The organism is Pseudomonas sp. NY11955 (assembly GCF_048068035.1).
In the GTDB taxonomy this organism is placed as follows: Bacteria; Pseudomonadota; Gammaproteobacteria; order Pseudomonadales; family Pseudomonadaceae; genus Aquipseudomonas.
The window spans coordinates 466,599-478,988 of the sequence record NZ_JBLUPS010000002.1 but is presented as its reverse complement, the minus strand read 5'-3'; the positions used below and the strand labels follow the sequence as shown (position 1 = coordinate 478,988).

General features: G+C 63.3%; 9 protein-coding genes. 3 read left to right on the top strand and 6 right to left on the bottom strand.

The window, feature by feature from the left end; all coding sequences use genetic code 11:
• Positions 1-25: 25 nt before the first annotated feature.
• The 4 genes from pheA to mtnA form a co-directional block, all read right to left on the bottom strand.
• Entirely contained in the window at positions 26-1,120 is a 1,095-nt protein-coding gene (pheA, locus tag ACNFBR_RS05265; RefSeq protein WP_016715021.1) for a prephenate dehydratase, read from the bottom strand.
• Positions 1,120-2,205: a 3-phosphoserine/phosphohydroxythreonine transaminase gene (gene serC / locus ACNFBR_RS05260; RefSeq protein WP_416733948.1), complete on the bottom strand. Its 1,086-nt coding sequence runs from the start codon at positions 2,203-2,205 to the stop codon at positions 1,120-1,122. Before serC ends, pheA begins: the two co-directional genes overlap by 1 nt.
• A gap of 248 nt (positions 2,206-2,453) precedes the next feature.
• A complete protein-coding gene (gene gyrA / locus ACNFBR_RS05255) occupies positions 2,454-5,219 on the bottom strand; it encodes a DNA gyrase subunit A (RefSeq protein WP_416733947.1) in 2,766 nt (921 codons plus the stop codon).
• Between the two features lie 301 nt (positions 5,220-5,520).
• Complete coding sequence (mtnA, locus tag ACNFBR_RS05250; protein ID WP_416733946.1) at positions 5,521-6,597, bottom strand: S-methyl-5-thioribose-1-phosphate isomerase; 1,077 nt, start codon at positions 6,595-6,597, stop codon at positions 5,521-5,523.
• Positions 6,598-6,707: 110 nt separating this feature from the next.
• Between mtnA and ubiG the strand changes: the two genes are divergently transcribed.
• From ubiG to ACNFBR_RS05235, 3 genes are all read left to right on the top strand, one after another.
• On the top strand, positions 6,708-7,406 hold the full coding sequence (gene ubiG / locus ACNFBR_RS05245; protein WP_012271034.1) for a bifunctional 2-polyprenyl-6-hydroxyphenol methylase/3-demethylubiquinol 3-O-methyltransferase UbiG: 699 nt from the start codon (positions 6,708-6,710) through the stop codon (positions 7,404-7,406).
• A gap of 2 nt (positions 7,407-7,408) precedes the next feature.
• Positions 7,409-8,080: an N-acetylmuramic acid 6-phosphate phosphatase MupP gene (gene mupP / locus ACNFBR_RS05240; protein ID WP_416733945.1), complete on the top strand. Its 672-nt coding sequence runs from the start codon at positions 7,409-7,411 to the stop codon at positions 8,078-8,080.
• Between the two features lie 144 nt (positions 8,081-8,224).
• Complete coding sequence (locus tag ACNFBR_RS05235) at positions 8,225-8,965, top strand: YciK family oxidoreductase (RefSeq protein ID WP_416733944.1); 741 nt, start codon at positions 8,225-8,227, stop codon at positions 8,963-8,965.
• A gap of 137 nt (positions 8,966-9,102) precedes the next feature.
• Here the strand turns inward: ACNFBR_RS05235 and ACNFBR_RS05230 are convergent, their stop codons facing one another.
• Both ACNFBR_RS05230 and ACNFBR_RS05225 read right to left on the bottom strand, forming a co-directional pair.
• Complete coding sequence (locus ACNFBR_RS05230; protein WP_416733943.1) at positions 9,103-9,888, bottom strand: TenA family transcriptional regulator; 786 nt, start codon at positions 9,886-9,888, stop codon at positions 9,103-9,105.
• A gap of 30 nt (positions 9,889-9,918) precedes the next feature.
• Positions 9,919-12,375: an EAL domain-containing protein gene (locus tag ACNFBR_RS05225; RefSeq protein WP_416733942.1), complete on the bottom strand. Its 2,457-nt coding sequence runs from the start codon at positions 12,373-12,375 to the stop codon at positions 9,919-9,921.
• Positions 12,376-12,390 lie beyond the last annotated feature (15 nt).

Sequence of the window (12,390 nt, the reverse complement as noted above, 5' to 3'; positions counted from 1 at the left end):
GTTAGGCGGCCCCGGCATCCTTCACTCAAAGCACCGCCTTCGGATAGGAACCCAGCACCTTCAGCGCCACAGCCTCCTGGCTGATCTGCTCGAGCACCGCCTTGATCAGCGGGTCGCGGTGGTGGCCGACGAAGTCGATGAAGAACACGTAGGTCCACTTGCCGCTGCGCGACGGGCGGGTCTCGATGCGGGTCAGGTCGATACCGTTCTGATGGAACGGCACCAGCAGCTCGTGCAAGGCACCTGGCTTGTTGCTCATCGAAACGATGATCGAGGTCTTGTCGTCGCCGGTCGGCGGTACTTCCTGGTTACCGATCATCAGGAAGCGCGTGGAGTTGTCCGGACGGTCTTCGATCTTCTCGGCCAGGCGGGTCAGGCCGTACAGGTTGGCCGCCATGTCGCCGGCGATCGCCGCCGAGTTCCACTCGCCCTTGACCCGCTTGGCGGCCTCGGCATTGCTCGACACCGCCACGCGCTCCACGTTCGGGTAGTGCGCGTCCAGCCACTTGCGGCACTGGGCCAGCGACTGGGCGTGGGAGTAGATGCGGGTGATGCTGTCGGTCTTGGTGTTCTCGCCCACCAGCAGGTGGTGGTGAATACGCAGCTCGACTTCGCCGCAAATCACCATGTCGTGCTCGAGGAAGCTGTCCAGGGTATGGCTGACTGCGCCTTCGGTGGAGTTTTCCACCGGCACCACGCCGAAGTTGACGGCGCCCGCCGCCACTTCACGGAACACTTCGTCGATGGCCGCCATCGGCCGGCTGATCACCGCGTGGCCGAAGTGCTTCATGGCCGCAGCCTGGGTGAAGGTACCTTCTGGGCCGAGGTAGGCGATTTTCAGCGGTTCTTCCAGGGCCAGGCACGACGACATGATTTCGCGGAACAGTCGCGCCATTTCTTCGTTGCCCAGCGGGCCCTTGTTGCGTTCCATCACGCGCTTGAGCACTGCAGCCTCACGCTCGGGACGGTAGAACACCGGCTTCTCGCCTTCTTTCAACGAGGCGGTCTTGACCCGGGCCACTTCCTCGGCGCAACGGGCACGGTCGCTGATCAGCTCGAGGATTTTCTCGTCGAGGCTGTCGATGCGAACCCGCAGCGCCTTGAGCTCCTGTTCGGACATTAGCCGTGCTCCTTCTCGAATTCAGCCATGTAGCCCACCAGCGCCTCTACCGCCTCCAGGCCCAGGGCGTTGTAGATGGAGGCGCGCATGCCGCCAACCGAACGGTGGCCTTTGAGGTTGAGCAGGCCACGGGCGTCGGCACCGGCGAGGAACGCCTTGTCCAGGCGCTCATCAGCCAGACGGAACGGCACGTTCATCCACGAACGGGCATTGACGCTGATCGGGTTGGTGTAGAAATCGCTGCTGTCGATGAAGCCGTACAGGCGCTCTTTCTTGGCGCGGTTGCGCTGCTCCATGGCGTCGACGCCACCCTGCTCTTTCAGCCACTCGAAGACCAGGCCCGAGAGGTACCAGGAATAGGTGGCCGGGGTGTTGTACATCGAGCCGTTGTCGGCCGAAACCTTGTAGTCGAGCATGGTCGGGCAGCTGCTGCGGGCGCGGCCCAGCAGGTCTTCACGAACGATCACCACCACCAGGCCGCTTGGGCCGATGTTCTTCTGCGCGCCGGCGTAGATCAAGCCGAACTGCGACACATCGATCGGGCGCGAGAGGATGTCGGACGACATGTCGACGACCAGCGGCACGTCACCGATCTCCGGCACCCAGTCGAACTGCAGGCCACCGATGGTCTCGTTGGACGCATAGTGCACGTAGGCCGCGTTCTTGGTCAGGTTCCATTCGTTCTGGCCCGGAATGGCCAGGTAATCGTAGGGCTTGGCGCTGGCGGCAACATTGATGTTGCCGAAGCGGCGCGCTTCCTCAATGGCCTTTTTTGACCAGATACCGGTCTCGATATAGTCAGCAGTGCCGGTTTCCGGCAGCAGGTTCAGTGGGATTTCAGCGAACTGCTGGCTGGCGCCACCCTGCAGGAACAACACCTTGTAGTTGGAGGGGACGGACAGCAGGTCACGCAGGTCCTGCTCGGCCTTTTCGGCGATGGCCACGTAATCGTCGCTGCGATGGCTCATTTCCATCACCGACAAGCCCTTGCCACGCCAGTCCAGCATCTCGGCCTGGGCGCGCTGCAGGACAGCGTCAGGAAGCGCGGCAGGGCCTGCGCAGAAGTTAAAGGCTCGTTTGCTCACATCCACTCTCGCTCTGCCAAATAGAACAAATTCGTTGTCGCGTGCTGCGCACTGCTCTTTGCAGGCGCAGCCTTGTGCTGCGAATGGGCCGCCACGCAGCCCCAGTATTCCATGCGTTGACACTGAAACCCTGGGGCCGCTTCGCGCCCCATTCGCAGCACAAGGCTGCTCCTACAAGGGCCAGGCATTGCCCGGCCTAATCAGTCAAACGGGGCGACCTTGGTCGCCCCGCTCGGGTTTACGCTTGCTTACTCTTGCGGGGCCTCTTCGGCGCCAGCAGCTTCATCATTGTCTGGCGCTTCGGCCTCGACACCCTCCTCGTCCGCCTCGATCACTTCATCGAGTTCGTCCTCGGACGGCTCCTGGATACGCTCCAGGCCCACCAGTGTCTCGTCAGCCGCCAGCTTGATCAGCGTAACACCCTGGGTGTTGCGGCTGAGGCTGGACACCTCGCCAACCCGTGTACGCACCAGCGTGCCCTGGTCGGAAATCAGCATGATTTCCTCGCCTTCCTGCACCTGGATGGCACCGATCAGCAGGCCGTTGCGCCCTTTGGTGCCCATGGCGATCACACCCTGGCCACCACGGCCGCGACGCGGGAACTTGGACAGCGGGGTGCGCTTGCCGAAGCCACGCTCGGAGGCGGTGAGGATCTGCGAGCCGGACTCCGGGATCAGCATCGAAATGATCCGCTGACCTTTGCCCAGCTTCATGCCGCGCACACCACGGGCGTTACGGCCCATTTCACGCACGACGCTCTCGGCGAAGCGGATGACCTTGCCGGCGTCGGAGAACATCATCACTTCCTTGGCGCCGTCGGTGATGGCCGCTGCAATCAGGGTGTCGCCTTCCTTCAGCTTCAGGGCGATCAGGCCATTGGAGCGCGGACGAGCGAACTGCACCAGCGGGGTCTTCTTGACGGTACCGGAAGCGGTGGCCATGAAGATGTACGCGCCGGTCGGCTCCGCCACCCACTCCGGGGTGTCGCCATCTTCTTCGTCGACTTCCTCGGCCTCTACCAGCTCACCCTCGAGCACGGTGTCATCGGCCTCTTCCAGCTCTTCGTCGAGGTCGGCGTTCTGCTGCAGCGCTTCGAGGTCGATCTGCAGCATGGCGGTGATGCGCTCACCCTCCTCCAGCGGCAGCAGGTTGACCAGCGGGCGACCACGGGCAGCACGGGACGCTTCGGGGATTTCGTAGGTCTTCTTCCAGTACACCTTGCCCTTGCTGGAGAACAGCAACAGGGTGGCGTGGCTGTTGGCGACCAGCAGGTGCTCGATGTAGTCCTCGTCCTTCACGCCGGTCGCCGACTTGCCTTTGCCGCCGCGGCGCTGGGCCTGGTAAGCGGACAATGGCTGGGTCTTGGCATAACCACCGTGGGAGATGGTGACCACGCGCTCTTCTTCCGGGATCATGTCGCCGTAGTTGAGGTCGTGGCTGGCATTGAGGATTTCGGTACGGCGGGCATCGCCGTACTCGGCACGGATGGCTTCCAGCTCTTCGCGGATCACTTCCATCAGGCGCTCGGCGCTGCTGAGGATGCGGATCAGTTCGCCGATCTGTTCGAGGATTTCCTGGTACTCGGCCAGCAGCTTCTCGTGCTCCAGGCCGGTCAGGCGGTGCAGGCGCAGGTCGAGGATGGCCTGAGCCTGTTCCGGCGACAGGAAGTACTTGCCGTCATGCAGGCCGTACTGCTCCGGCAGGTCCTCAGGGCCGCAGGAATCGGCGCCAGCGCGCTCGACCATGACCTGCACGGCACTGGATTCCCACGGCGTGGAAACCAGGGCTTCCTTGGCTTCGGACGGAGTCGGCGAGGCCTTGATCAGGGCAATGACCGGGTCGATGTTGGACAGCGCGACCGCCTGGCCTTCGAGGATGTGGCCACGCTCACGGGCCTTGCGCAGCTCGAATACGGTACGGCGAGTCACCACTTCACGGCGGTGACGGACGAACGCTTCGAGCAGGTCCTTGAGGTTGAGCAGGCGCGGACGGCCGTCGACCAGGGCCACCACGTTGATGCCGAACACGCTCTGCAGCTGGGTTTGCTGATAGAGGTTGTTGAGCACCACCTCCGGCACCTCGCCGCGACGCAGCTCGATGACGATGCGCATGCCGTCCTTGTCGGACTCGTCGCGCAGCTCGGTGATGCCTTCGATCTTCTTCTCTTTGACCAGCTCGGCGATCTTTTCGATCAGGCGCGCCTTGTTCAGCTGGTACGGCAGCTCGGTAATGACGATCTGCTGGCGGCCGCCGACCTTGTCGATGTCTTCGATTTCGGAGCGGGCACGCATGTAGATACGGCCACGGCCGGTGCGATAGGCCTCGATGATGCCCTGGCGACCGTTGATGATGCCGGCAGTCGGGAAGTCCGGGCCAGGGATGTGCTGCATCAGCTCATCGATGGTGACTTCCGGGTTGTCGATGAGCGCCAGGCAGCCATCGATGACCTCGCCGAGGTTGTGCGGCGGAATATTGGTCGCCATGCCCACGGCGATACCGCTGGAACCGTTGACCAGCAGGTTTGGGATACGCGTCGGCATGACCGCCGGAATCTGCTCGGTGCCGTCGTAGTTGGGCACCCAGTCGACGGTTTCTTTGTGCAAGTCGGCCAGCAGCTCGTGAGCCAGCTTGGTCATGCGCACTTCGGTGTATCGCATGGCCGCGGCGTTGTCGCCGTCCACCGAACCGAAGTTACCCTGACCGTCGACCAGCAGGTAGCGCAGCGAGAACGGCTGGGCCATACGCACGATGGTGTCGTAGACCGCGATATCGCCGTGCGGGTGGTACTTACCGATCACGTCACCGACCACACGGGCGGATTTCTTGTACGGCTTGTTCCAGTCGTTGCCCAGTTCGCTCATCGCATAGAGAACGCGACGATGCACGGGCTTCAAGCCGTCACGCGCATCGGGCAGCGCTCGCCCGACAATCACGCTCATCGCGTAGTCGAGGTAAGACTGTCTCAGTTCGTCTTCGATATTGACCGGGAGGATTTCTTTGGCCAGTTCGCCCATGAGAAGCCTGATTCCTTTTTCTGGTGAAACTTCGCAGCTCCATCAAGGGCCGAACGAAGCTCGCCGCCGCAGCGCATAAGGGTGCGACGACTTACGACAAATCAATGAGTTGTGCCATGGATTTGCGCAATGAAGGCCGCCGTGATGGGCGGTCTTGGAAACTGCCGGATGTTATCACAAAGGCGGGGGCGGTGGGGAGATGTGGCGGGCAGCCTAACGCGGGCTTGAATCGAGATTTTTTACCTGTGCCGGCCTCTCGGGGGGCTTGCCCGCGAAGAGACCGGCACAGGCCACACGCAGATCAGTGCAGGCGCTTGCGGCAGATCAATTGGGCCAGCTTGGCAGTATCCGGCCGCTCGACGATGCCGCGCTCGGTCACGATCACATCGATCAGGTCAGCCGGAGTCACGTCGAATACCGGGTTGAACACCTCGACCTCCGGCACCGCCTGGGCACCGCCAAAGTCCAACCATTCGTCAGCGTCACGCTCCTCCAGCGGAATATCTTCGCCCGTGGCCAGGTTCAGGTCGATGCTGGTGCTCGGCGCCACCACCATGAAGCGCACACCATGGTGCATGGCGCTGACCGCCAACTGGTAGGTGCCGATCTTGCTGGCCACGTCGCCATTGGCGGCGATGCAGTCGGCCCCCACCACTACCCAGGTGATGCCCTTGCTCTTCATCAGGTGAGCCAGCGCCGAATCGGCGCACAAGGTCACCGGGATGCCTTCGTTGGCCAGCTCCCAGGCCGTCAGGCGCGAGCCTTGCAGCCAGGGACGGGTCTCGCCGGCATACACCCGCTCGACCATGCCCTCCAGGTAGCCGGCGCGGATAACCCCCAGCGCGGTGCCAAAGCCGCCGCTGGCCAAGGCGCCGGCGTTGCCATAAGTAAGCAAGGTCTGGGCATTGCCCTGGTGGCGACGAATCAGCTCGATACCTTGCTGGGCCATGGTCAGGTTGGCTTCACGGTCACTTTCGTGGATAGCCATGGCTTCGGCCTCCAGCGCGGCCAGCACATCCTCGTCCGGGCGTAGGCGCTGCAGGCGCTCGCGCATGCGGTTCAGCGCCCAGAACAGGTTGGCAGCGGTGGGGCGCGCTTCGGCCAGGGTGAGAAAGTCTTCTTCCAGGTCCATTTCCCAATCGCCGCCTTCGGCCAACCGCTCTTCAAGGGCCAGCACCAGGCCGTACGCCGCGGCAATGCCGATGGCCGAGGCGCCGCGCACCGCCATGTCGCGGATCGCCGCAGCCACCTGCGCAACATTGTCGCAGGCCAGCCAGCGCTCTTGCGACGGCAGCAGACGCTGGTCGAGCAGGTGCAAGGCGCCGCCCTGCCAGCGGATCGCGGTCACCTTCTCCGCCGCCAAAAGTCGCTCGCGCATCGCCTCTCCCCGTCGTTCGGATATCAAAAGCCGGCGATTATAGCGACCCTCGGGGCTAAGCGCTCGGGTATACTCCGGCGCAATTTTGCGAAGTTTCAGAGGACTGTTCAATGAGCAACGTCGACCGCGCCGAAATCGCCAAGTTCGAAGCGCTGGCCCACCGCTGGTGGGACCGCGAAAGCGAGTTCAAGCCGCTGCACGAAATCAACCCGCTGCGCGTCAACTGGATCGACGAGCGCGCCAGCCTGGCCGGCAAGAAAGTGCTGGACGTAGGCTGCGGCGGCGGCATCCTCAGCGAAGCCATGGCCCTGCGCGGCGCCACGGTGACCGGCATCGACATGGGCGAGGCACCGCTGGCAGTGGCCCAGCTGCATCAGCTGGAGTCGGGTGTGCAGGTGGAATACCGGCAGATCACCGCCGAAGCCCTGGCCGAAGAAATGCCTGAACAGTTCGACGTGGTCACCTGCCTGGAAATGCTCGAGCACGTGCCCGACCCGTCATCGGTGATCCGCGCTTGCTACCGCATGGTCAAGCCTGGCGGCCAGGTGTTCTTCTCCACCATCAACCGCAACCCCAAGGCCTACCTGCTGGCCATCGTCGGCGCCGAGTACATCCTGAAAATGCTGCCGCGCGGCACCCACGACTTCAAGAAGTTCATCCGCCCGTCCGAACTGGGCGCCTGGAGCCGCGATGCCGGCCTGCAGGTTAAGGACATCATCGGCCTCACCTACAACCCGCTGACCAAGCACTACAAGCTCAACAGCGACGTAGACGTCAACTACATGATCCAGACCCTGCGCGAGGAATAAGCATGCGTTTGCGAGCAGTACTCTTCGACATGGACGGCACCTTGCTCGACACGGCGCCGGACTTCATCGCCATTTGCCAGGCCATGCTCGCCGAGCGTGGCCTGCCGGCCGTTGACGACGAGCTGATCCGTGGCGTGATCTCGGGCGGCGCCCGCGCCATGGTTGCCACTACGTTCGCCATGGACCCGGAAGCCGAAGGCTTCGAGGCCTTGCGCCTGGAGTTCCTCGAGCGCTACCAGCGCGACTGCGCGGTGCACAGCCGGCTGTTCGACGGCATGGCCGAGCTGCTGGCCGACATCGAGAAAGGCAACCTGCTGTGGGGCGTTGTCACCAACAAACCCGTGCGTTTCGCCGAGCCGATCATGCAGCAACTGGGCCTGGCCGAGCGTTCGGCACTGCTGATCTGCCCGGACCACGTGAAAAACAGCAAACCCGACCCCGAGCCGCTGATCCTGGCCTGCAAGACCTTGAACCTGGACCCGGCCAGCGTGCTGTTCGTCGGCGACGACCTGCGCGACATCGAGTCTGGCCGCGACGCCGGTACCCGTACGGCGGCCGTGCGCTACGGCTATATTCATCCAGAGGACAACCCCAACAACTGGGGCGCCGACGTGGTGGTGGACCACCCGCTGGAACTGCGCAAAGTGATCGACAGCGCGCTGTGCGGCTGCTGAGTTACAACGGCTGACACCAGCCCCTGTGGGAGCGGGCGCGCCCGCGAACACCGGCGAAGCCGGTGCCATCCCCCGCAGTGCCTGCTTCGCAAGCATGCCCGCTCCCACAGGGGGCTGTGTCGCGCCATGAATAGGGAATACGCAATGTTCGACTACACCGCCCGCCCCGACCTGCTGCAAGGCCGGGTCATCCTGGTTACCGGTGCCGGCCGCGGCATTGGTGCCGCTGCAGCCAAGGCCTACGCCGCGCTGGGCGCCACCGTGCTGCTGCTGGGCAAGACCGAAGCCAACCTGAACGAGGTCTACGACCAGATCGAAGCCGCCGGGCACCCGCAGCCGGTGGTCATCCCGTTCAACCTGGAAACTGCCCTGCCCCACCAGTACGACGAGCTGGCGGTCATGATCGAAGACCAGTTCGGCCGCCTTGACGGCCTGCTCAACAACGCCTCGATCATCGGCCCGCGCACGCCGCTGGAGCAGTTGTCGGGTGACAACTTCATGCGTGTGATGCACATCAACGTCGATGCCACCTTCATGCTCACCAGCACCCTGCTGCCGCTGCTCAAGTTGTCGGAAGACGCCTCGGTGGTGTTCACCAGCAGCAGCGTCGGGCGCAAGGGCCGGGCTTACTGGGGCGCCTATGGCGTGTCGAAGTTCGCCACCGAAGGCTTGATGCAGACCCTGGCCGATGAGCTGGAAGGCGTGGCGCCGGTGCGTTCCAACAGCATCAACCCGGGCGCCACGCGCACGGCGATGCGGGCCCAGGCGTACCCCAGCGAAAACCCGCAGAACAACCCGCTGCCGGAAGAGATCATGCCGGTGTATCTGTACCTGATGGGGCCGGACAGCAAAGACGTGAATGGGCAGGCGCTCAACGCCCAGTAAGGCTTGAGATTGCCGGGGCTGCTTAGCAGCCCCTTCGCGGCACAAGGCCGCGCCTACAGGGGTAGCATTCCCGTCGGGCCGTGCATTGCCCTGTAGGAGCGGCCTTGTGCCGCGAAGAGGCCAGCACAGGCGATAGATCAGCCCGCGGCCAACGCCGGCCGCATGCGCCCCTGCTGGCGCCCTTCCAGCTGCATGCACCGTTCCAGGAACAGGTACATGCAGTCATAGCTCTTGCATATCGCCCTGCGCAGCTCGTTGCGCAACCCCAAGGTAGGGTTCTCGCCGGCCAGGGTACAAATGATCTCCAGCGCCTCCCACGGGTGCGCATCGTCATACTGGGCGTGCATCTTCAGCCACTTCATCGCCCGCTTGCGCTGGTCCTCCGGGAAGCCTTGTGCATAGGTATCGGTCGAGCACACCACCGCCGACCATTCGCCGGTCGCACCTTCGATGGCATAGTTGGTCGCCGCCATGGAAATGGCCAGGTTCTCGGTGGCACACACCCGCCAGCACCAGTCGTTCAGGCCGTTGAGCTCGGGCGGCACTTCCTGTGCCTGCAACTCATGCAGGTGCACACCGTGCGCCTGGCACCAGTTCACCCAGTAGTCGGCATGGTTCAGCTCGACGCGGATGTTGCGCATCAGCCAGCGCCGCGCCATGTCCTCGCCTTGGTGCCGGCCGTAGCGGGTCTTGGTCAGGTTATGCGCCATGTACAGCGAAAACTGCTCCACCACCGGCCAACCACCGATCAAGTACTGACGAATGGTCGATTGCTTCAGCTGGCCGTCGCGCAGGCGCGCATAGAACTCATGCTCCACTACCCGACGCTTGCTCTCGCGGCAGTCTTCAATCAGTTGCTGTGCCCATTGGGGGTAACTGGCGGGGTCCATCAAAGGCCCGATACGTACGAATGCATCGATCACTTTCAGCTCCTTGATCCTTGTGATTTTTAGCTAGCGAAACGTGCCAGGCGCCCGCTGCAACAGAGGCCGAGCGGCGATCCGTTGGCGCTGCAGACTGTCACAGGTGAACACCTGGGGGCGTTCGATCAGGTAGCCCTGGGCGTAATCCACGCCAATTTCCTGCAAGGCCTGCTCGATCAAGGGTGTTTCGACGAACTCGGCAATGGTGCGCTTACCCATCACATGGCCGATGTGGTTGATGACCTCGACCATGGCCCGGTTGACCGGGTCGTCGAGCATGTCCTTGACGAAACTGCCGTCGATCTTCAGGTAATCCACAGGCAAATGCTTGAGATAAGCGAACGAAGACATGCCAGCGCAGAAATCATCGAGCGAGAAGCGGCAACCCAGCCCCTTCAACTCGTTGATGAAACGGATGGCGCTGCCCAAGTTGGCAATGGCGCTGGTTTCGGTAATTTCGAAGCAGATCATCCGCGGCGGGATGGCGTATTCGACGAACAACCGCTGCAAGTATTCGAGGAACTTGTCGTCGCCAATGCTCGAACCAGACAGGTTGATGGCGCAGATCGACAAGGGCCCTGCGCGCCCTTCGTCCAGGCACTGGCGTATGACCAGGAACACGTTGCGCACCACCCAGCGGTCCAGCGCGGTCATCAGGCCGTAGCGCTCGGCCGCCGGGATGAAGCTGCTGGGCAGGATGGTGCGGCCGCTTTCGTCGTGCAAGCGCAGCAGAATCTCGATATGGCCCGGGCCTTCGAAGGTTTTCAGCGGGGCGATTTCCTGGGCGTACAGGCAGAAGCGGTTTTCTTCCAGGGCCACATGCAAGCGTTGGATCCAGGCCATTTCGCCAAAGCGCATCGACAGCTCGCTGTCGTCGGCGTGGTACACCTGCACACGGTTGCGCCCCTTCTCCTTGGCCATGTAGCAAGCCATGTCAGCGGCGCGCAGCGACGCTTCCAGGGTGCCGGGGGCCTGGGCCATGTGCACCAGCCCGACGCTGACCGTGGTGACGAACGGCCGCCCCTTCCACACAAAGTGCAGGCTCTGCACCATCTGACGCAACTGCTCGGCAATACGCTCGGCCTGATCGGGCGGGCAGTTTTCCAGCAACACGCCAAACTCGTCGCCGCCCAGCCGCGCCAAGGTATCCCCTTCGCGCAGGCCGGATTGCAGCACGGCGCAGATGTGCCGCAGCAACTCATCGCCAGCGGCGTGCCCGCAGGTGTCGTTGACCAGCTTGAACTGGTCGAGGTCGAGGAACATCAGCGAGTGCCGCCCGGCCTGACGCGCCAGGCCGTTGAGCGCCTGCTCCAGGCGGTATTCGAACTCGCGGCGGTTGGCCAGCCCGGTCAGGGCGTCGTGGGTGGCTTGCCAGGACAGGTTGGCAATGTACTGACGCTCCTGGGTCATGTCATGCAGCACCAGGACGATGCCGCTGACCTGGCCGTCGCTGACGATAGGCGAACCGACCAGGTTGATCGACACGGTGCTGCCGTCCAGGCGCTGGATCAGCCTGGCGTGCTCGGCGCCGCCCTTGAGGCTGCCGCTGAGCACCTGTTCGACCAGGCTGCGGCCATCGTCCTCGGCCTGCTCATCGACCAGGCTGAACATGGCCGACAGTGGCAGGCCCAGCGCCTGGCCGGCTTGCCAATGGGTCAGTTGCTCGGCGGCCGGGTTCATGTAGCCGATACTGCCCTCCACATCGGTGGTGATCACCGCATCGCCGATGGCCTGCAACGTGATCTGGGCCCGCTCTTTTTCCTCCTGCAGGGCGCTGGCGAAGGCCTGGCGTTGAGCCAGAAGCTTGCTGGAACGGCGCCAGGCAATGGTAATCAGAACCATCGCAGTCAGCAGGTTGGTAATCAGCAACACCCGCAACAACATGCGCGAGCCTTCGCCCAAGGCATCACTGAACGCTTTGGCCGCGGGCGTGACCCCCTCGTTGATGGTGACGATGCGGGCCTTCCAGTCACTGACCGTACCGGCATCCACCGGGCCACTGGCAAAATGCTGGCGCATCTCGCCGGCCAGGACATCCAGCTTGGCCAGATAGTCGTCGCCGATGTCCCAGTAGTCGATGGCTGTCTGCATATAGCTGACGTGACGGAAGTTGCGGTAGAACCAGATGATCCGCTCGACATCGTCAGGGTGGTTGCCCCCTTGCAGCACCGCCTGGCGCGCGGCTTCCAGGTCAGGGTTGGAGCGGTCGAGCACCTCACGCAACTGATGGTCGCCCTGAGGCACGGTAATGGCCTGACGGTAGCGGTGGTAGGTGCTGTCGTCGCGGGTTTCGGCGTACAGGTTGAGGTAGTAGATGGCGTCTTTCTGCGCCTTGGACCACAGGCTTTCGCCCGCGACATAGGCGCGCACCGCCGAGAGCGTATAAAGGCTAAGGCTGCCCAACGCCACCTGGAGGACCACAACGGCGATGAAGGGCCAGGTAATACCGAGCAACTTTGGCGCTTCTAGAGTGCGATGTCCCTTCATGGAGTCCCTGTCACA